Source organism: Rhodanobacter sp. G2-10 (genome assembly GCF_055809185.1).
The window spans coordinates 1,608,607-1,628,450 of sequence record NZ_CM147900.1 but is presented as its reverse complement, the minus strand read 5'-3'; the positions used below and the strand labels follow the sequence as shown (position 1 = coordinate 1,628,450).

General features: G+C 65.2%; 15 protein-coding genes, 1 tRNA gene and 1 riboswitch. Of the genes, 9 read left to right on the top strand and 7 right to left on the bottom strand.

Annotation, left to right across the window (positions count from 1 at the left end; genetic code table 11):
- Positions 1–24 precede the first annotated feature (24 nt).
- The 3 genes from AC0L58_RS07475 to typA all read left to right on the top strand — a co-directional run bounded on the left by AC0L58_RS07475 (position 25) and on the right by typA (position 5,027).
- Positions 25–720 (top strand): alpha/beta fold hydrolase, encoded by a 696-nt coding sequence (locus AC0L58_RS07475; protein ID WP_473688184.1) that lies wholly within the window; start codon positions 25–27, stop codon positions 718–720.
- A gap of 126 nt (positions 721–846) precedes the next feature.
- A complete protein-coding gene (locus tag AC0L58_RS07470; protein ID WP_473688182.1) occupies positions 847–3,030 on the top strand; it encodes a pilin in 2,184 nt (727 codons plus the stop codon).
- Positions 3,031–3,200: 170 nt separating this feature from the next.
- Positions 3,201–5,027 carry a translational GTPase TypA gene (gene typA / locus AC0L58_RS07465; protein ID WP_473688180.1) on the top strand — a complete coding sequence of 609 codons (1,827 nt, stop codon included), beginning with the start codon at positions 3,201–3,203 and terminating at the stop codon, positions 5,025–5,027.
- Between the two features lie 132 nt (positions 5,028–5,159).
- Here the strand turns inward: typA and AC0L58_RS07460 are convergent, their stop codons facing one another.
- Both AC0L58_RS07460 and AC0L58_RS07455 read right to left on the bottom strand, forming a co-directional pair.
- The gene (locus AC0L58_RS07460; RefSeq protein ID WP_473688178.1) at positions 5,160–6,053 is read right to left on the bottom strand and encodes a DnaJ C-terminal domain-containing protein; all 894 of its coding nucleotides are present in this window, start codon (positions 6,051–6,053) and stop codon (positions 5,160–5,162) included.
- A gap of 90 nt (positions 6,054–6,143) precedes the next feature.
- Positions 6,144–6,596, bottom strand: a complete 453-nt coding sequence (locus AC0L58_RS07455) for an Hsp20/alpha crystallin family protein (RefSeq protein ID WP_473688176.1) — start codon at positions 6,594–6,596, stop codon at positions 6,144–6,146.
- A 133-nt stretch (positions 6,597–6,729) separates the two neighbouring features.
- Here AC0L58_RS07455 and AC0L58_RS07450 point away from each other — a divergent pair, with 133 nt between their 5' ends.
- Both AC0L58_RS07450 and rnt read left to right on the top strand, forming a co-directional pair.
- The gene (locus tag AC0L58_RS07450; protein WP_473688174.1) at positions 6,730–7,212 is read left to right on the top strand and encodes a redoxin family protein; all 483 of its coding nucleotides are present in this window, start codon (positions 6,730–6,732) and stop codon (positions 7,210–7,212) included.
- A gap of 71 nt (positions 7,213–7,283) precedes the next feature.
- Entirely contained in the window at positions 7,284–7,943 is a 660-nt protein-coding gene (gene rnt, locus AC0L58_RS07445; protein ID WP_473688172.1) for a ribonuclease T, read from the top strand.
- A gap of 56 nt (positions 7,944–7,999) precedes the next feature.
- Here rnt and AC0L58_RS07440 read toward each other — a convergent pair whose 3' ends face one another.
- The 3 genes from AC0L58_RS07440 to rnr are packed head-to-tail and all read right to left on the bottom strand — an operon-like array spanning position 8,000 to position 11,672.
- Positions 8,000–8,278 carry a CBU_0592 family membrane protein gene (locus tag AC0L58_RS07440; RefSeq protein ID WP_473688170.1) on the bottom strand — a complete coding sequence of 93 codons (279 nt, stop codon included), beginning with the start codon at positions 8,276–8,278 and terminating at the stop codon, positions 8,000–8,002.
- Positions 8,275–9,021, bottom strand: coding sequence for a 23S rRNA (guanosine(2251)-2'-O)-methyltransferase RlmB (gene rlmB, locus AC0L58_RS07435; protein WP_473688168.1), 747 nt, complete (start codon positions 9,019–9,021; stop codon positions 8,275–8,277). The genes AC0L58_RS07440 and rlmB overlap by 4 nt, the downstream gene beginning before the upstream one ends.
- Complete coding sequence (rnr, locus tag AC0L58_RS07430; RefSeq protein ID WP_473688166.1) at positions 9,018–11,672, bottom strand: ribonuclease R; 2,655 nt, start codon at positions 11,670–11,672, stop codon at positions 9,018–9,020. The genes rlmB and rnr overlap by 4 nt, the downstream gene beginning before the upstream one ends.
- 131 nt (positions 11,673–11,803) lie before the next feature.
- Between rnr and AC0L58_RS07425 the strand changes: the two genes are divergently transcribed.
- A tRNA-Leu gene (locus AC0L58_RS07425) sits at positions 11,804–11,890 on the top strand.
- A 126-nt stretch (positions 11,891–12,016) separates the two neighbouring features.
- On the opposite strand, the gene AC0L58_RS07420 is transcribed toward AC0L58_RS07425, so the two are convergent.
- The gene (locus AC0L58_RS07420) at positions 12,017–12,424 is read right to left on the bottom strand and encodes a VOC family protein (protein WP_473688164.1); all 408 of its coding nucleotides are present in this window, start codon (positions 12,422–12,424) and stop codon (positions 12,017–12,019) included.
- 204 nt (positions 12,425–12,628) lie between these two features.
- A riboswitch (glycine riboswitch) is annotated at positions 12,629–12,739 on the top strand.
- 50 nt (positions 12,740–12,789) lie between these two features.
- On the opposite strand from AC0L58_RS07420, the gene gcvP reads away from it, so the two are divergent.
- Positions 12,790–15,690, top strand: coding sequence for an aminomethyl-transferring glycine dehydrogenase (gene gcvP, locus AC0L58_RS07415; protein WP_473688162.1), 2,901 nt, complete (start codon positions 12,790–12,792; stop codon positions 15,688–15,690).
- Positions 15,691–15,706: 16 nt separating this feature from the next.
- On the opposite strand, the gene AC0L58_RS07410 is transcribed toward gcvP, so the two are convergent.
- The gene (locus AC0L58_RS07410; protein ID WP_473688160.1) at positions 15,707–16,591 is read right to left on the bottom strand and encodes a hypothetical protein; all 885 of its coding nucleotides are present in this window, start codon (positions 16,589–16,591) and stop codon (positions 15,707–15,709) included.
- 455 nt (positions 16,592–17,046) lie between these two features.
- Between AC0L58_RS07410 and AC0L58_RS07405 the strand changes: the two genes are divergently transcribed.
- Complete coding sequence (locus tag AC0L58_RS07405; protein ID WP_473688158.1) at positions 17,047–18,606, top strand: SDR family NAD(P)-dependent oxidoreductase; 1,560 nt, start codon at positions 17,047–17,049, stop codon at positions 18,604–18,606.
- Positions 18,607–18,754: 148 nt separating this feature from the next.
- Positions 18,755–19,837: a bifunctional DNA-binding transcriptional regulator/O6-methylguanine-DNA methyltransferase Ada gene (gene ada, locus AC0L58_RS07400; RefSeq protein WP_473688156.1), complete on the top strand. Its 1,083-nt coding sequence runs from the start codon at positions 18,755–18,757 to the stop codon at positions 19,835–19,837.
- The last annotated feature ends 7 nt before the right edge of the window (positions 19,838–19,844 follow it).

Here is a 19,844-nt window from a genome sequence, read left to right as displayed (position 1 = left end):
CGTGAAGCGAAGGAGGTATCAGCGATGTCAATCAAGACCTGGGTTCTTGCCCTGCTCGCCCTGTTTGCTCTAGCCGCATTGCCCGCCCATGCCACCTGCCGTGACAGCGTGGTGCTGGTACACGGCAACACCGGCAGCCCAGCCGATTTCCAGAACACCTACAACCTGCTGCGACAGCGCGGCTGGACTGACGCCCAGATCATCGCACCCAGTTGGGGCAACTCGTATTGTGCCGCTTGCAACGACCACAACGGCAGCGAGGAAACGCCGGTCCGGAACGCGATCAGCGCGGCCATCGCCAGTTCCTGCAATGGCCATATCGATGTGATCGGCCATTCGATGGGCGTGACCCTGGCCATGCGCGAGATCGACAAACTCAAGGTGGCCAGCAAGGTCGACGTGTTCATCGGTATCGCCGGCGCGGTGCACGGGCTGTGGTCGTGCGGCATGTATCCCTGGAACGTGGCGACCAGTACCTGCGGCACCTACGGCTTGTCGGTGGGCAGCCCGTTCCTGCAAAGCATCGCCGGGCATCGATTCGCCACGCACATGTATTCGATGAAGTCGTGGACCGACGAGATCAACTGCTATGCCAGCTGTCTCGTCTATGGCGTGCATACCTCAACCATTCCCGGCGAGGACTACAGCTTCGACTATCCCTACGGCCACTATCAGCTGTTGTGGTACACGGCCACCGACCAGGTGAACCTGTTGCAGTGATTTCCCCAAGGCGGCGCGCCCAGGGATGCCCTGATCATCGGCGCGCCGCCTTTTTTGATAACCTTCGCACTGTCCGCAGCCAGGGCCTACTCGTTGAGTCCGGGGGCGTCACAGGGGAATCATGGAATGAATCTTTCGCGCGTTGTCTTCGCGGCCGCCCTCGTGGCTGCCGTTCCATTGCTGACTTCCTGCCATCGTGACCAGGCTGCTGCCAAGGTCGACGCGAAGGCCGTGCAGCAGGCACAGGACCAACTGGCACAACCGGCCTGGTTGCGCTCGCACCTGCCGGCCCACACCGTGGCCTATCTGCGCATCCCCTCGCCCTGGGGTGTGGTCGGCGGCGTGCCGGATGGGCGCCCGCTCGACGCAGCCACCGCCAGCGCACAGAACCTCAAGGCGGTCGCCGCCATTCGCACTGCCATCGGCAAGGATCCGTTGCTGACCGACAGCGGCATGGCGCCGTACGTGTCGGCCTTGCTGGTGGATATGCGTTCGCCACTGGAGGCGGTGGCCGTGGATCCGATGGGCATGATGTCGCCCAACAGCCAGGTGCTGCTCTCGATGCGAGTAGCCCAGCGCAGCCCTGCCGAGATCAATGCTCGCTTCGCCCAGTTCGCCAGCCCTGCGCTGCAACTGGCGACACCAATGAATGCTACCGGTGACGGCCAGCTTGCCAACGGCAAGCCGCTGCATTTCGATGCGAAGAACCAGCGCCTGTTTGCCCTGGTCGGACGCCAACCAGCCAGTGCGACCCAGCTCGCCGCCCTGCTTGCCGGCATGGACAAGCCGGTGGCGGACGACCCCACCAGCAAGGCGATCGCCGCGCAGGAAGCCCACATCGATCAGTCCGGCGAAGGCCTGTTCGGCTGGGTCAGCGTGCACGGCGTCGGCGGCATGGCCGCCGGCGCGCCAGCGCTGCAGCGGCTGGGCAGCCTGCCCGGCGACCTGGTCAGCAAGGCGGACAGCATCTCGTTCGGCGCCGGCAGCGTCGCCGGCCATGGCCGTTTGCAGATCCGCCTGTATTCACCGCAGGCCCGCCTGCTCGGCTACCTGGCGCCGAAGCAGTTCGATCCCGCGTTCAAGGTCGCTGGCACACCGCTTTGGGTAGCCAACTTCGCCTTGCCCGATCGCGAGCAATGGCAGCAGTTCGAAAACAACCTGTCGCTGGACTTCGGCGCTGAACACGCGGCCTCGTGGCGCAAGGCCATGGCCAAGCTGCAGACCGAAGCCGGCTTCGATCTCGCCGATCTCGGCTCCTGGGTCGGCCCGGAAATGGTCAGCTTCGAGGATGATGCCGGCAGCTACACCGCGCTGCGCCTACGTGATCGCAAGGCGCTGTACGCCCATCTCGAACAACTTGCGAAGCGCCGACACTGGCACTACCGCGTCCGCAAACTGGACGGGGTCGAGATCCACGCGCTCAGCACCGCCACCACGGCACCCAAACCGGCGACCGCGGACAAGTCTGCATCCCTGGCACAGCTGGTTTCGCGTATCGGCACGCATTTCTACTGGATCGAGGATGGCGACTTCCTGATCTTCGGCCGCGTCCCGCAGGCACTGGCCGACCGGGTTGCCGCCCGTCCCGACACCTCGCTGGCACCGTGGATGCAAAGCCGGGGCTATCCCGGCGAACACAGCCTGGCCGGCGTGCTGGCGGTGACCCATCATGCGCAGCGCGACGCCTACTATCACTATCTGCAGATCCTGCAGATCCTCGACGACATCAGCGGCGCCGACACGGATCTGATGGACATGCCGGCCGCTCATACCCTGAACCTGCCGGACCGTGGCGTGGCCGGCGCCAATATCGGCGTCAGCGCGGATGCACTTTCGCTCAGCCTCAACTACGAACAGCAGCCACTCGAGCTGATCGGAGCCAGCAGCAGTGGCAGCGGCACCACCGCCATCGCCGGTGCCGCCATCCTCGCCGCCATCGCGATCCCGGCCTACCAGGATTACATCGTCCGCGCACAGGTCAGCGAGGGCGTGGTGCTAGCCGCCGGCGCGAAGACCGCCATGCTGGAGTACCGGCGCAGCCACGGCCGCTGGCCCGCCAACAACGCTCAGGCAGGCCTGGCCAAGCCGGATGACATCCATGGCGTCTACGTCGACAGCGTGAGCGTGAACGCGGACGGCCTGATCAACGTGCATTTCAGCGCCACGCCACCGCAGAAGGCAAACGCCACGCTGGCCGGCAAGACCCTGAGCCTGCAGGCAACATCGGCAACGGGCGACGTCTGGTCGTGGCCATGCGATTCACCGGATATCAAGGCCAAATACCTGCCCGGCAGCTGCCGACAGCCCTGATCGGCTGCTTGTCGCGCTATTCGCCCGGGACCCGACGAAGGTCCCACGCGAATGCGTGGCTCGTCGCCCCCATCCGCAGACAGGCAAACTGGCGCTCAAACCCGTATAATTGACCGGTTAACCTTCCGATAACCCACGTGGTGGCTGCATGCGCCACCCGAGTGCTTTCCATGTCTATCGAAAATCTGCGCAATATCGCCATCGTCGCCCACGTCGATCACGGCAAGACCACCCTCGTCGACTGCCTGCTCAAGCAATCCGGCACGCTGAATGAGCGCACGGTGCTGGCCGAGCGCGTGATGGATTCGAACGACCAGGAAAAGGAACGCGGCATCACGATCCTGGCCAAGAACACCGCCATCACCTGGCGGGGCAACCGCATCAACATCGTCGACACCCCGGGACATGCCGACTTCGGTGGCGAGGTGGAGCGTGTACTGTCGATGGTCGACTCGGTGCTGATCCTGGTCGACGCGATGGACGGCCCGATGCCGCAGACCCGTTTCGTGACCCAGAAAGCCTTCGCCATGGGGTTCAAGCCGATCGTGGTGATCAACAAGGTCGACCGCCCCGGCGCGCGTCCGGAGTGGGTCGTCGAGCAGGTATGGGATTTGTTTGACCGCCTGGGCGCCACGCCCGAGCAGATGGATTTTCCGATCGTCTACGCCTCGGCACTGAACGGCTATGCCGGCCTCGACGAGAACGTGCGCGAAGGCGACATGACGCCGCTGTACGAGGCGATCATGCAGCACGTGAGCAAGCCGGACGTGGACCCGGACGGCCCGTTCCAGATGCGTATCAGCCAGCTCGACTACAGCAGCTTCGTCGGCGTGATCGGCATCGGCCGCATCCAGCGCGGCACCCTGAAAAAGGGCATGCCGGTCAGCGTGATCGACCGCCACGGCAAGAAGCGCCAGGGCAAGGTGATGCAGGTGCTGGGCTTTCTCGGCCTGGAGCGGATCGAGCAGGAAACCGCCGAGGCCGGCGACATCGTGGCCATTTCCGGCATCGCCGACCTGACCATCTCCGATACCGTCTGCGCGCTGGACACGCCCGAGGCGCTGCCAGCGCTGACGGTGGACGAGCCGACCATCTCGATGACATTCCAGGTCAACAATTCGCCGTTTGCCGGCAACAAGGATTTGTCTGGCGGCAAGTTCCTCACCAGCCGCCAGTTGCGCGAGCGTCTGGAACGCGAGCAGGTGCACAACGTGGCGTTGAAGGTCGAGGAAGGTTCCGACGCCGACAAGTTCCTGGTCTCCGGCCGCGGCGAGCTGCACCTGTCGGTGCTGATCGAGAACATGCGCCGTGAAGGCTATGAACTGGCCGTATCGCGTGCGGAAGTGATCATCAAGGAGATCGACGGCCAGAAGATGGAGCCGATCGAGCAACTGGTGGTCGACGTGGAGGAAGTCCACCAGGGTGCCGTGATGGAGCGGCTCGGCGCGCGCAAGGGCCAGCTCAAGAACATGGAATCCGATGGCAAGGGTCGCGTGCGTCTGGACTACGAGATCCCGGCGCGTGGCCTGATCGGCTTCCAGAACCAGTTCAAGACCCTGACCCAGGGTTCGGGCCTGCTGTTCCACGTGTTCGACCACTACGGCCCGAAGGAAGAAGGCCAGATCGCCAAGCGCCTGAACGGCGTGATGATCGCCAACGCCGGCGGCACCACCCCGGCCTACTCGCTCGGGCCACTGCAGGATCGCGGCAAGCTGTTCGCTGCCGAGGGCGACAATGTGTACGAAGGCCAGCTGGTCGGCATCCACGCCAAGGACAACGACCTCACCGTCAACGTGATCAAGCCCAAGCCGCTGACCAATATGCGCGCCTCCGGCAAGGACGATGCGATCCAGCTGACTCCCGCGATCAAGTTCACGCTGGAACAGGCACTGGACTTCATCGACGACGACGAGCTGGTCGAGATCACCCCGAAGGAAATCCGCCTGCGCAAGAAGCACCTCACCGAGAACGACCGCAAGCGCGCCTCGCGCGGCTGAGTCGCCCCGGAACCCGTCGGACTGGGGCGGTCGAGATCGGCCAACTCAAGTCCGGGGAGCTCCTGGCACCAAACCAATCGGGCAGGAGTCGGCTGAACCGGCTCCTGCCCGATTGGCTTTCCGCCTTGCCGCTCAGTTGCGCGGATTGAAGTCCGCGAAGCTGGTGCGCAGAGCCTCATAGGCCGCACGTTGCGCTTCGTTGTCGGCCGTCGGGGTGCGAATCGACAGCTCCACCAGTTGATCCCCCGGATGGCTGCCAGGCATGCCGCGGCCCTTCAGCCGCAATTTGCGGCCGGATTGCGAACCGGCCGGTATACGCAAGTCGACCGCACCGGCCAAGGTCGGCACCGGCACCGTCGCCCCGAGCGCTGCCTCCCACGGCGCAATCGGGAGCACGTGCACCACGTTGCGGCCATCGAGGCGAAACCGCGCATCGTCGCGGATGCCGATTTCCAGCAGCAGGTCACCCTTGGGACCGCCGGCCATGCCGGGCTGACCCTGTCCGGACAGACGGATCACCTGACCGGGCTGGATACCGGCGGGGATCTTCACCTCCAGTACGCGCTCGCCGCCGGCCGGATCGCGCATGGACAGGCGCGTGCGACCGCCATCGAATGCGGTCTGCAAGTCGATCTGCACGGACGCCTGCACATCCTGCCCGCGCCGCGGGCGCGGCTGGCCACGATGGCCGGCGGCCGCGCCACGGCCAAACAGGCTTTCGAAGAAGTCGCTGAAATCGCCACCGTCGCCACTGAAGCCCTGTTGCTCCTGCCAGCCCGGCGGCGGCCGGAACTGTTCGCCCTGACGATAGCCGCCGGCTCGCAACTGATCGTAGGAACGCCGCTTTTCGGCGTCCTTAAGCACTTCATTGGCTTCGTTGACGGCCTTGAATTTTTCCTCGGCGCCGCCTTCCTTGTTCTTGTCCGGGTGGTATTTGCGTGCCAGCTTGCGATAGGCCGCCTTGATCTCCGCCTCGCTCGCATCCGGCTTGACGCCGAGAATTTCGTAATAGTCTTTGAATTCCACACCCGCTCCCGATCATCGGTGACGCTGGACACAAGGCCGCGCCCCGCCGCGGGACATTATCCACGGCGGGGCGGGCTTTCACACGGTTTCTCAGTTGGCGGTATTGATCGTGATGCGGCGCGGCGTGGTTTCCGGCTTCTTGGGGATCGAGATCTCCAGCACACCATGCTTGCCGTGCGCGCTGATGCCATCCGCATCGGCACTTTCCGGCAACGCAAAGCGGCGATGGAAGGTGCCATACACGCGCTCCTGGCGGGTCAGCTTGCCGCCGGCTTCCTCGCTGTCGACCTTGCGCTCGCCCTTGATGGTGAGAATGCTCTTGTCCATGCTCACCTCGATCTCGGACGGGTCCACGCCCGGCACATCGACCAGGATCATGAAGCGCTTGTCTTCCTCGCGGATATCCACCCGCGGCGCCCACTGGCTGGTTTCCACGGTGGACTGGTCGCTGTCGCCGGCGCCGAAAAACCGGCTCATGACCTGGCGCAAATCATCCGACGGCACGAAGTCACGGTTCCAGATGGATTGACGGCTCATGTTCATTTCACTGCCTCCTCATCAAGTTGTGCGGCACGATTGCCGCCTGCACTGGAAAATAGGTACTTTCGGCGCGGATTCAAGACATCGCGCTCTCGAACGCACTAGCATGGGCGCCCCCTCCCCAAGCGAGTCCCGCATGTCCATCCAGCCAGGCAGCCCCCTTCCCGACGTGGCGATCAAGATCATCGACGGTGACATCCAGCCCGCACGGACCGGCCCCTTGTTTGCCGGCCGCAAGGTGGTGCTGTTCGGCGTGCCCGGTGCCTTCACGCCAACCTGCTCCAACAGCCACCTGCCCGGCTATGTCGCGCACTTCCCCGAGTTCCAGGCACGCGACATTGCGGTGATGTGCCTGGCCGTGAACGACGCCTACGTGATGCAGGCGTGGGCTGCGGCGCAACAGGTCCCTGCCGGACTGCTGATGCTCGCCGACGGCAACGCCAGCTTCACCCGTGCGCTGGGCCTGGAACTTGATGGCAGCGACTACGGCATGGGGCTACGCACGCGTCGCTTCGCCCTGTACGCCGTGGATGGCGTGGTGAGCCAGTTGCATGTCGAGGCGCCCGGTGAGCTGCGCGTCTCCACCGCCGAGGCGATGCTCGCCGCGATCGGCTCGTGAGATTCCCGCGATCGGGCTTGCCCTCGCGCGCCCGCAACAGGATCACCGGCGGCGGCTGATATGCTGCGCCGATGGATATCGTGAACAACAGCTCCGCGGCTCGCATGGCCGAGCGGTTTCGTGGCTTCCTGCCGGTGGTGGTCGACGTGGAAACCGGCGGGTTTGATGCCGAGCACGACGCATTGCTGGAAATCGCCGCGGTGCCGCTATGCATGGACGAGGCCGGCTTTCTTGCGTTGCTGCCGACGGTTTCGACCCATGTCGAGCCGTTTCCCGGTGCCAATCTGGACCCACGTTCGCTGGAAATCACCGGCATCGATCCGGACAACCCGTTGCGCGGCGCGCTGCCGGAACGGCAGGCGCTCGATCACGTGTTCCAGGTGGTGCGCGAGGCAGTCCGCGATGCCGGCTGCCAGCGGGCGATCCTGGTCGGCCACAACGCCGCCTTCGACCTGGGCTTTCTGAATCAGGCCGTGCGTCGCTGCGCGCACAAGCGCAATCCGTTCCACCCGTTCAGCTGCTTCGATACGGTCAGTTTCGCGGGTCTGGCCTATGGCCAGACCGTGCTGAGCAAGGCGGTATTGGCGGCCGGGTTGTCATTCAACAGCAGCGAGGCACACTCGGCCGTGTATGACGCCGAGCGCACCGCCGAGCTGTTCTGCACCGTGGTCAATCGCTGGCGTCAGCTGGAACTGCTGGAACAGGCCCACAGCGGCCTGGCCGCCTCCTGAGGCACGAGGGTTCCTGTATTCGGAAAGTGGTCGGCCGTCGGCGTCCGGCCATGCCGCTATAGCGGTTCGCCCGGAAATGTCGTGCGAGCACGACGTCGACGCCAATTGCGCACTATCCCGAAGATCCCGATGGCGATCCAGGCAACTTCCAACAGGAAGGCAGACAGGTTGAACGCACCAATGACCAGCGACAGCGCCACGCCCAGCGCACCCAGGACGTTCATCAGCTGATACATAAGGCCGTTGCCGCGCAGTCGTTGCGCCTGCAGCAACAGAAACGCCAGCAGGATCAGTGCCACGCCGATGTAACCGGCCCAGTCGTACCAATATGTCATTGTTTCGTGCCTCGCTGCCGCAGCGCCTCGAACAATACGACGCCGGTGGCTACGGAAACGTTCAGACTCTCCATCGGGCCCGGCATCGGGATCTTCGCCACGAAATCGCACAGTTCACGGGTCAGCCGCCGGAGACCCTCGCCTTCGCTGCCCAGCACGATCGCCACCGGCCCCTTGAAGTCGATGCCGTAGACGGTGGTGTCGGTGTCGCCGGCCAGACCGGTGATCCAGACCCCGGCATCCTTCAGCGTACGCAGCGTGCGCGCCAGATTGGTCACCGCGATCAACGGCACCCGATCGGCGCCGCCGGCCGACGCCCGCCGTACCACCGGGGTCAGTCCGACAGCGCGATCCTTGGGCACGATCACCGCCGTGACCTTCGCCGCCGCCGCGCTGCGCAGGCAGGCGCCAAGATTATGCGGATCGGTGACTCCATCGAGCACCAGCACCAGGGCGTCGCTGCCGTCGCGTTCGAGCAAGTCAGGCAGATCGCTCTCGTGCGCGGCAGGAGCCGCTTCATAACGCGCGACCACGCCTTGATGACGCGCTTCAGCGGCATGCTTGTCCAGTTCCTCACGCGGACGGTGCCGCACCGGTATATTCAACTTTTTCGCGCGCTCGGCCAGCTCGAGCACCCGCGTGTTGCGCTGGCCATTCTCCACCAGCACTTCCCGCACGCGCTCGGCATCGTTGCTCAATGCACCTTCGACCGGGTTGATCCCGACGATCCAGCTCTCACTCATGACTTGCCTTTGGGTTTCGGTCGACGCCTGGAACTTTTCTTCGCTGCAGGCGCCGCAGGAGTTGCCGTGCCACGTCCCGCCGAATCCTTCTGGCGCGAGCCACGGGACGCCGATGATTTTGTCGCCTTGTGCGCCGGACGCTGCTCGCCCGCCACTGCACGCGACGACGCATTATCCCCCGCTGACATTTTCCGCGGTTCCGGCGCGGGCGCAGCGGCATCGGCCTCCTTGCGACCGAAGGCGCGGCCGATCGCCTTGCCGGCACGGCCAAACATGCCCGGCGCCTTGGTGGGTGCGGCTGCCTTCTTCGGCAGCGAGTAGCGTTCGCCACTGGCCGCGTAGTCGTAGGCCTTGCCGCTGCCGCCCGGAGGCGTCGCCGGCGTACGCGGTGACACCAGCCGGAAGTCGATCTTGCGATCCTCCAGGCTGGCCCGCAGCACCTGGATGCGCACATGGTCGCCGAGGCGGAACTGCGCACCGGTGCGCTCGCCCTTGAGCAATTTCCGGGTCGCGTCGAAGTGGTAGTAATCGTTGGCCAGCTGGCTGATGTGAACCAGGCCGGATACCTTCGATTCGTCCAGCTCGACGAACAAGCCGAACGAGGTGACGCCGGTAACAACCCCGTCGAACTCGCTGCCGATGTGCTTTTCCATCCAGGCGCACTTGAAGCGCTCGTCGACGTCGCGCTCGGCCTCCTCGGCACGTCGCTCGCGCTGTGAACAATGCACCGCCATCGCCGCCATCTCCGCCGGGGTGTAGGTGTAGTCGGCCGGCTTGCGTCCGCTCAACGCGAAGCGGATCGCGCGATGCACCAGCAGATCGGGATAACGCCGGATCGGCGAAGTGAAGTGCGCGTAGGCCTGCAGGGCCAGGCCGAAGTGGCCGCGGTTGTCGGGCTGGTACGCGGCCATGCTTTGCGAGCGCAACAGCACGTTCTGGATCAGCTCGCGCTCGGGACGATCGTGCACCATGCGCAGGATTTCGGAGAAGTCGGCCGGCGCCACCTCGGCCACTGGCGGCATGCGCAGCTTGAACTCGCGCAGGAACTGCTGCAGGTCCTCGTATTTCTCGGCCGGCGGCGGCTCGTGCGCGCGGAACAGCGCGGGGATCTTCTTCTTTTCCAGGAACAATGCCGCCTGCACGTTGGCGGCGATCATGCATTCCTCGATCAGCTTGTGCGCATCGTTGCGCTCGGTGGCACCCATGGATTCCACGCTGCCACTCTGGTCGAGGCGGAACTTCACTTCCGGCGTCTCGAAGTCGATCGCGCCACGACGTTTGCGCTGGGCCGCCATCGCCTTGTACAGGGCGTGCAGGTTCTCCAGCTGCGGCAGCACGTCGGCGACCTCGTGCCGCGCATCCTCATCACGCAAACCCACCGCCTGCCACACCTTGTCGTAGGTGAGACGCGCATGGGACAGCATCACCGCATCATAAAACTTTGATCGCGTGACGTTGCCTTCGGCATCGATGGTCATGTCGCAGACCATGCACAGGCGATCGACCTTCGGATTCAACGAACAGATGCCGTTGGACAGCGTCTCCGGCAGCATCGGCACCACGAAGCCGGGGAAATAGGTCGAGGTGCTGCGCTCGTAGGCCTCGCGATCCAGCGCCTTGCCGACCTGCACGTAGTGCGATACGTCGGCAATCGCCACGATCAGGCGCCAGCCGCCTCCACGCTTTGGCTCGGCATACACGGCGTCATCGAAATCGCGCGCATCGGCGCCATCGATCGTGACCAGCGGCAGTTTGCGGAGGTCGGTTCGACCCTCGCGCTCGGCGGCCGTCACCTCGCCCTCCACCTGGGCGGCGTCGCGCAACACTTCGGCCGGCCATTCGTGCGGCAGGTCGTGGCTGGCGATCGCCATTTCCACCACCAGCGAGGGCTGCAGGCGTTCGCCCAGCACCGCACGAATCTCGCCCAGCGGCCCGCGATGTGGTGTTGGCGGATCGGTGATCTCGACGACGACGATCTGGCCCGACTTGGCGTCATGCTCCTGGCCCGGCTTGATCATCACGTCCTGGTTCAGGCGGCGATCATCGGGACATACCAGAGTCACTCCGTCCTCGATCACCACGCGACCCACCAGTCGCGGCGAGCGTCGCTCCAGCACTTCGGCAATGGCACCCTGCTTGCGCCCGCGCCGGTCGATGCCGACCACGCTGGCCAGCACGCGGTCGCCATGCAACACGGTGCGCATCTGTTGCGGTGAGAGATACAAGTCATCGCCACCCTCGTCGGGGCGCAGGAAGCCGTAGCCCTCGGCATTGGCAAGCACTCGCCCCGGGATCAGGTCGAGCTTGCGCGTCGGCGCATAGCCGCCGCGCCGTCCCAGCAACAGCTGGGCGTCGCGCACCATCGCCGCAAGCCGCTTGCGCAGCGCTTCGAGATCCGTTTCTTCATCGATGTGCAACGCCTCGGCGATGCGCGCCTCGGTCAACAGCTCGCCACGCTCTTCGAGCAGGGCGAGTATGGCCTCCCTGCTGGGAATCGGGCGGTCGTAGCGTTTCGCCTCGCGCTCGGCATGCGGGTCGCGGCGTTTCGATGCGCTGCCGCCATCGGCCTTGCGCTGGCGGTTTTCGGGCTTTGCCCGACTGGAGGACGACTTCTCGCCCTTGCCGGACTTCGGGGGATTCTTTCTGGTCACTAAATATCCTTGTGGTATCGGCGCCGCGCAGAATGACACGACGCAGCGCATGGTTGTGAAAAGAGTTGACAAGCAGACGGCCGATGCCTACATTACGCGGCTCACGCAGCTCGCAGAGCGGTGTGACACCTGCCCAGGTGGCGGAATTGGTAGACGCACTAGCTTCAGGTGCTAGCGGGGGCAACTCCGTGGAGGTTCGAGTCCTCTTCTGGGCACCAATTGTAAACGAAGGCCGCCTCTCAAGGCGGCTTTCGCTTTTTCCGGGTTCGATTGAAGTCAGGAAGCGAGCTCTAACTGCGCTGGCCAAGGTGCGTGAGGCACCGCCGGCCACCCTGCCCGGCGACTCACGCCATCGCCGGCCCCTTCAGTTCGATCATGTTGCCTTGCGGATCGTACAAATAGATCGACGGCCCCTCGCCACGTGCACCGTAGCGAGAACCCAGCTCACCGATGCGCACACCATGCGCCCTGAGGTGCGCCAGGATCGCCGCCTCGTCATAACCTTCCACGCGCAGGCACAGATGATCCATGTTGTGACCCTCAGCGCTCGGGGCGGCACCGCCATGGCGCCCAAGCCTGCCGTCCACGGCCACCAGATCGATCAGCGATGCTCCGGCGCGCAGCTGAACCAGCCCGATCTCGTCCTGCCGCCGCTCCTCGTGACAGCCCAGCACCTCGCAATAGAAACGCTGCATCGCCTCCATGTCGATGGCGCGCAGCACCACATGGTCGATTTCACCCAGTTGGATCACGGGACCTCCAAAAGCCGGTAACGGGGTGATCTAGCATAGTCCCGGCGGCACCCCAACCACAGCCACCCGGGACCACATTGCCCGCGCAGGCCCTGTATAATCGTGGTGGTAAACGCATGGTGGGAGAAGACGGCGCACCCTTCCCGGGAGTGCCGGCTGCCGAAGACGCAACGCCCGTAATCGCTCAGGCCCCACACCACCACGCGCAAACACTCTGGAGAGAGCGGCTGCCTTCACCGGCGCATGCCGCCGCCGAAGGGGCACGAGACGCTCGCGCGTTTCCAAACTCTCAGGCAAAAGGACAGAGGGGCGCCCACGTGCGGCATGCACGCCCGGCCTTCATCGGCCACTACCGGACGCCCGTCATGAGCCAGAATCCGTCACCCTCCCTGCGCGAACTCGAAAACCACGGTGCGTTCATCGAACGCCACATCGGCCCGAATGACGCCGAGATCGCGCAGATGCTGCGCGTCATCGGCCATGATTCGCTGGAGTCGATGACCGACGCCATCGTGCCGGGCGGCATCAAGTCCGGCGCGCCGCTGGCCCTGCCCCGCGCGATCACCGAAGTCGAAGCACTGGCCCGGATCCGCGCCATCGCGCAGAAGAACCAGGTGTTCCGCAGCTTCATCGGACAGGGCTACTACGGCACCCACACCCCGAACGTCATCCTGCGCAACATCCTGGAGAACCCGGCCTGGTACACGGCGTACACGCCGTATCAGGCCGAGATTTCGCAGGGCCGCATGGAGGCACTGATCAATTTCCAGACCATGTGCGCCGACCTCACCGGCATGGAGATCGCCAACGCCTCGCTGCTGGATGAGGCCACCGCCGCCGCCGAGGCGATGACCCTGGCCAAGCGCTCGTGCAAGTCAAAATCCGACGTGTTCTTCGTTTCGCGTGGCGTGCATCCGCAGACGCTGGAAGTGGTGCGCACCCGTGCCGAACCGCTGGGTATCGAACTGGTGGTTGGCGACGACAGCGAAGCGGCCGGCACCGAAGCCTTCGGCGTGCTGCTGCAATACCCCGACAGCTTCGGCAGCATCAACGACTACCGCGCGGTCGCCGAGGCGGTGCATGCACGCGGCGGCGTGGTCGCCGTGGCCACCGACCTGCTCGCGCTGACCCTGATCGCCGCGCCGGGTGAATGGGGCGCCGATATCGTGGTGGGCAACTCCCAGCGCTTCGGCGTGCCGTTCGGCAACGGCGGCCCGCACGCCGCCTTCATGGCTTGCCGCGATGCCTACAAGCGTTCGATGCCGGGCCGTCTGATCGGTGTATCGATCGACGCCGAAGGCAAGCCCGCCTACCGCCTCACCCTGCAGACCCGCGAGCAGCACATCCGCCGCGAGAAGGCCACCTCGAACATCTGCACCGCCCAGGTACTGCTGGCGGTCATGGCCAGCATGTACGCGGTCTACCACGGCCCCGCAGGCCTGACCCGGATCGCCCGGCGCACGCACCGGCTGGCAACCATCCTTGCGGCGGCCCTGCGCGACAAGGGCGTGGCCGTGGGCAACAACTTCTTCGACACGCTGCACATCACCGGCGTCGATGCCGCGGCGATACATGCCCGTGCCGAGGCGGCGCGTATCAACCTGCGCCGCATCGACGATGGCAGCATCGGCATCAGCTTCGACGAAACCACCACCCGCGAAGACCTGACCCGGCTTGCCGCGCTGTTCGGTATCGAAGGTCTGGACGTGGACGCACTGGACGCGGCCGCGAGCGATGCGGTGCCGGCGGCGCTGCGCCGCCACAGCGAGTTTCTCACCCACCCGGTGTTCAACACGCATCACAGCGAGCACGAACTGCTGCGCTACATGCGCGCGCTGGCCGACAAGGACCTGGCGATGGATCGCACCATGATTCCGCTGGGTTCGTGCACGATGAAGCTCAACGCCACCGCCGAGATGATCCCGGTGACCTGGCCGGAATTCGGCAACATCCATCCGCTGGCGCCAGCGTCGCAGACACTCGGCTACAAGGAACTGATCGACGGCCTGGAGGCGATGCTGGTCGAGTGCACCGGCTACGACTCGGTCAGCCTGCAACCCAACTCGGGCGCGCAGGGCGAGTATGCGGGCCTGCTGGCGATCCGCGCGTACCACCGCTCGCGCAACGAAGCCCATCGCGATGTCTGCCTGATTCCCGAATCTGCCCACGGCACCAATCCCGCCTCGGCCCATCTGTGCGGGATGACCGTGGTGGTGACCAAGTGCGACGCCCACGGCAACGTCGACGTGGAGGACATCCGCCGCGCCGCCGAAAAATATTCCGATCGCCTCGCCGCGCTGATGATCACCTACCCGTCCACGCATGGCGTGTTCGAGGAAGACATCGTGGCGATCTGCGACATCGTGCATGAACATGGGGGTCAGGTTTACACCGATGGCGCCAACATGAATGCGCTGGTCGGCCTGGCCAAGCCCGGCAAGTGGGGCTCGGACGTCTCCCACCTGAACCTGCACAAGACCTTCTGCATTCCGCACGGCGGTGGTGGCCCGGGCGTGGGGCCGTGCGCGGTCAAGGCGCACCTCGCGCCATTCCTGCCGCGTGGGTATGCCGACATTCCGGCCGACGGCGATCAGGATGATCGCAAGTCACCAGTGGGCATGGTTTCGGCCGCCACGTTCGGCTCGGCCAGCATCCTGCCGATCAGCTGGATGTACATCGCGCTGATGGGCCAGCAAGGCTTGCGCAAGGCAACCCAGGTTGCGCTGCTCAATGCCAACTACATCGCCAAGCGACTGGAGCCGCACTACCCCACCCTGTATACCGGTCGCAACGGTCTGGTGGCGCACGAGTGCATTCTTGACCTGCGTGCGCTCAAGGACGCCACCGGTATCGGCGCCGAAGATGTCACCAAGCGGCTGATCGATTTCGGCTTCCATGCCCCCACGCTGAGCTTCCCGGTGGCCGGCACTCTCATGGTCGAACCCACCGAAAGCGAATCGCAGTTCGAACTCGATCGCTTCATCGACGCGATGATCCAGATCCGCAACGAGATCCGCGCGATCGAGGAAGGCAAGCTCGATCGTGAGGACAACCCGCTCAGGAACGCGCCGCACACCGCCACCATGGTGAGCGCCAGCGAGTGGACCCATGCGTACCCTCGCGAGTTGGCGGCATTTCCGCTGGCCAGCCTCAAGCTGCAGAAGTACTGGGCACCGGTCGCCCGTGTCGACAATGTGTATGGCGACAAGAACATCATGTGCTCCTGCATTCCGGTCGACGCCTACAAGGACGAGGTTGAAGCGTAGGACAGCGGCCGCCGGCTCAGCCGGCGGCCGCCAGCCGCGCCTGGCCCGTTGCCTTACCGTCGACGCGACGACTGCATGACCGGAATGATCGGCCAGGCGACAAGGCCAGGCCGATCTGGTGCTCCACACGCATCCTCGCCGCCTTGGCGGCAAACCAGGCCCGGGATCCCATCAGGAGCACACCACCTGCTGCCCCGGCTCGACGGCAGACCTCGATCGATTCGCGCAAATGCGCCACCAGGCCCTGGCTGAAGGCTTCGTTCAAGGCAGCAGCGGCGAAGGGCGGCGCGACATATTCGTCCAGCATGCCGGCCAGCAAAGTGGCCACGCGCAATGCGATCTGGCGATTGGCCCTTGCGACATGAAGCGCCCCCGCCGATGCCTGCCACACGTCATCGATCGCTTCGACCAGGGCATGGAACTCGCTCTGGTTCAGTGGCCGCTGCGCCAACGGCAAGTTGCGCCGACGAATCAGCCATTCCTGGTCCACCGCGGGCAACGCATGGGATCGATGGATGGCGCGGTCAAGCGCCCGGCAACGCGAGAGACCGCCGCGTGTCAGCCGCTCCGCCAGAGCCTCCTGGGTCAGGGGTTGCGCACGCGCCGTGCCATCGTCCTCGTACCAGCGGCGATATTCCAGCGTGGCCGTGGAAAACAGGTCGCGCGGCGGTCGCACCGTCGCGCGCGCTTCGGCAGCGTCATCGAGTGTCGGGGCCAGCGCCCGCAAACCGGCGACTCGCGCGGCAATGACCCGGCCGAGCAGCACTTCCGCCCGAACCAGGTGCACATGATAGGCGGCATGGGGGTCGTGCGACTCCCTCGCCGGCAGGTAGACGAAGCGGATGCGGGCGGCCTCCGGGGCAGCGGTCGGCTTGCCAGCGCCTACGGGCAGTCGGCTCATGCCATGACAGTCCTGCCCGGAAAGCCGGCAACCAATGACCAGTGCCGGGTGCGCCGTGGGCAGCTTGTTCAGGGCGGAGGCAAGGAGTGGATCCAGAAGGGTCGAGTGATCGGCCCTTGAAGTCGTTGTCGAAGGGAATACTGGTGTTCTGGACACGCGCACGAATCGACCTTCTTGCCGAAGAAGCCCACTGCGATGCACCTCCGCCAACACCGCAATGCGCCTGGTTGAACTACTCGTCGCCCGCCTGGACGACCCTGTGCAAAACATCGCACACACGGTTGCCGTGGAGTGTGCCGCAGCACGCAATCCGGAAACGACACGGACAATTGGCGGGGACCCCGATTACCGTATCCGGGGCAAAGCAGGCATCATGGGCGGCTGACCGTCCCTGTCACCCGTGCCGGCCACCGACAACGCGGCACGTCAATGCCTCCAAACACGACTGACCCTTCATGACCACCACCAAACCAACTCCTGGCGACGACCCGGATACCGACCTTCTGACCCGCCTGCGCGCTGCAGCGCAGCTCCTTGAGTCCGTGGCTGACGATCGGCAATTGCTGAACCTGCTGCCAGCCGAAGATCGCCAGCGCCTGCATCAAGCCGTGGCGCGCGTGTATCACCCCGAGCCGGGCACCCGCCGGATCCGTCTGAAGGCCGCCGAGAAGGCGCGGCACGCGGCGAAGATTCAGGCCGAGGACAAGCTGCTCAACCAGACAGGCATCCGCACCCTGCGGCGCCAACCGGTATTCACCACGCCCAACGTGTTTGCGCCCGAGGGGTTCCTGCCGCACGACCTGGCACCGGATGAGGATGCCGCCGAGCCGCGCGAATCGATCAAGCCGAAGCACTGCTACGTGTGCAAGCAGAAGTACGCGAGCATCCATTTCTTCTACGACCAGCTGTGCCCGGAATGCGCCGCGTTCAACTACGCCAAGCGCAGCGAACTGGCCGACTTGCGCGGACGCGTCGCCCTGCTCACCGGTGGCCGCGTGAAGATCGGCTATCAGGCTGGCCTGAAGCTGCTGCGTGCGGGCGCCGAGCTGATCGTCACCACGCGTTTCCCGCGGGATTCCGCGGCCCGATACGCGGCGGAGCCGGACTTCGCGGACTGGGGCGATCGGCTGCAGATTTTCGGACTGGACCTGCGCCATACCCCCAGTGTCGAGGCGTTCTGCCAGGAACTGGTCGCCACCCGCCCGCGGCTGGACTTCATCATCAACAATGCCTGCCAGACCGTGCGACGGCCGCCGGATTTCTACGCGCACATGATGGAAGGCGAAACCGCCGCCGTGCACGATCTGCCCGAGGCCGTGCGCGCATTGATCGGTCATTACGAGGGCCTGCGCGGCTCCAGCATCCTGCCGGAAGCCGGAATCGCACGACCTGATGCAGCCCTGCCGGGCCTGAGTCGTGCCGCCGAGCTGTCGCAACTGCCGCTGCTGCCGGAGGAACTGCTGGCGCAGAGCCACCTGTTTCCCGAAGGCCGGCTCGACCAGGACTTGCAACAGGTCGATTTGCGCGAACGAAACTCATGGCGCCTGTTGATGGCTGAAGTGCCTTCGGTGGAACTGCTCGAAGTACAGCTGGTCAACGCGATCGCGCCGTTCATCATCAACGCACGCCTGAAACCGCTGATGCTGCGCACCAGCGAGCGCGACAAGCACATCGTCAATGTGTCGGCGATGGAAGGCCAGTTCTACCGCAACTTCAAGACCACGCGCCACCCGCACACCAACATGGCCAAGGCCGCACTGAACATGATGACGCGCACCGCGGCCACGGATTACCATAACGACGGCATCCACATGAACAGCGTCGATACCGGCTGGGTCACCGACGAGGACCCGGCCGCGCTGGCCGCGCGCAAGGTGGTCGAGGAACGCTTCCACCCGCCGCTGGACATCGTCGATGGCGCCGCGCGCATCGTCGATCCGATCATCCACGGCATCAATACCGGTCAACATGTGTGGGGGCAGTTCCTGAAGGATTACAAGCCCACTGACTGGTGAAACGCTCGAGTAAAGGTGCCGCGCCTCCTTGCGATCGGCAACCAGCCCGAATTCGAGCGCAAGACCCGGAGTGCGGTGGTCGCAGCCGATCCGTAGATTGAGCCCATGAGCGTGAGCCTGGCGCGATAATCCACGGGAGCGTACCGCCATGAAGACCTTGGACCAACAAACCGGATTTGCCGCAGCAGCCATCCTGGCCGACCCACGCTGGGCCGCGGTGCAGGCGCGCGACAAACTGGCCGACGGCAGGTTCTTCTACTCGGTGCGGACCACGGGCGTGTATTGCCGCCCTTCGTGCGGGGCCCGCCGGGCGCGGCCCGAGAACGTGGCGTTTCACGCCACCGCCGCTGCTGCAGAGCGTGCCGGCTTTCGCCCGTGCAAACGCTGCAAGCCGGATCAGCCGTCGCTGACCGAGCAACACGCGGCCATGGTCACCGCGGCCTGTCGCGCCATCGAGCAGGCCGAGACCACCCCCACGCTGGAACAGCTGGCCAGGCCGAGCGGGCTCAGCCCGTTCCACTTCCACCGCGTGTTCAAAGCGGTCGCCGGGGTGACGCCGAAGCAGTACGCCGCGGCACATCGCAACCGCCGCCTCCGCGACGAACTGGAGCGCGCCGCCACGGTCACGGAAGCGATCTTCGACGCCGGATACAATGCCAGCAGCCGCTTCTATGAAACCGCCGACCAGGTGTTGGGCATGACTCCATCGAGCTATCGTGCGGGCGGTGCGGATAGCGAAATCCGTTTCGCGATTGGTGAGTGTTCGCTGGGCGCGATCCTGGTGGCGCAGAGCGAACGCGGTGTCTGCGCGATCCTGCTCGGAGACGATCCTGACGCCTTGGCGCGTGATCTGCAGGATCGCTTCCCGAAGGCGCGACTGATCGGCGGCGACGGCGCCTTTGAACAACTGGTAGCCCGCGTGATAGGCCTCATCGAGACCCCCGCGATCGGCCTGGAACTGCCGCTGGACGTGCGCGGCACCGCATTTCAGCAACGCGTGTGGCAGGCGTTGCGTGACATCCCCGCCGGCAGCACGGTCAGTTACAGCGAAGTCGCCCGGCGCATCGGCTCGCCCGCAGCTGTACGTGCGGTGGCCGGCGCCTGTGCGGCGAACATGCTGGCCGTGGCAATTCCGTGTCATCGGGTGGTACGCAACGACGGCGAACTGTCCGGCTACCGCTGGGGCGTCGAACGCAAGCGCAAGTTGCTGGAGCGCGAGGCCGGGACATGAGGCTGCG

Bases quoted from the DNA above. Each gene is read 5' to 3' on its own strand.
- AC0L58_RS07475 (WP_473688184.1), top strand. From the start codon at position 25: ATGTCAATCAAGACCTGGGTTCTTGCCCTGCTCGCCCTGTTTGCTCTA.
- AC0L58_RS07470 (WP_473688182.1), top strand. From the start codon at position 847: ATGAATCTTTCGCGCGTTGTCTTCGCGGCCGCCCTCGTGGCTGCCGTT.
- typA (WP_473688180.1), top strand. From the start codon at position 3,201: ATGTCTATCGAAAATCTGCGCAATATCGCCATCGTCGCCCACGTCGAT.
- AC0L58_RS07455 (WP_473688176.1), bottom strand. From the start codon at position 6,596: ATGAACATGAGCCGTCAATCCATCTGGAACCGTGACTTCGTGCCGTCG.
- AC0L58_RS07450 (WP_473688174.1), top strand. From the start codon at position 6,730: ATGTCCATCCAGCCAGGCAGCCCCCTTCCCGACGTGGCGATCAAGATC.
- rnt (WP_473688172.1), top strand. From the start codon at position 7,284: ATGGATATCGTGAACAACAGCTCCGCGGCTCGCATGGCCGAGCGGTTT.
- AC0L58_RS07440 (WP_473688170.1), bottom strand. From the start codon at position 8,278: ATGACATATTGGTACGACTGGGCCGGTTACATCGGCGTGGCACTGATC.
- rlmB (WP_473688168.1), bottom strand. From the start codon at position 9,021: ATGAGTGAGAGCTGGATCGTCGGGATCAACCCGGTCGAAGGTGCATTG.
- gcvP (WP_473688162.1), top strand. From the start codon at position 12,790: ATGAGCCAGAATCCGTCACCCTCCCTGCGCGAACTCGAAAACCACGGT.
- AC0L58_RS07410 (WP_473688160.1), bottom strand. From the start codon at position 16,591: ATGAGCCGACTGCCCGTAGGCGCTGGCAAGCCGACCGCTGCCCCGGAG.
- AC0L58_RS07405 (WP_473688158.1), top strand. From the start codon at position 17,047: ATGACCACCACCAAACCAACTCCTGGCGACGACCCGGATACCGACCTT.
- ada (WP_473688156.1), top strand. From the start codon at position 18,755: ATGAAGACCTTGGACCAACAAACCGGATTTGCCGCAGCAGCCATCCTG.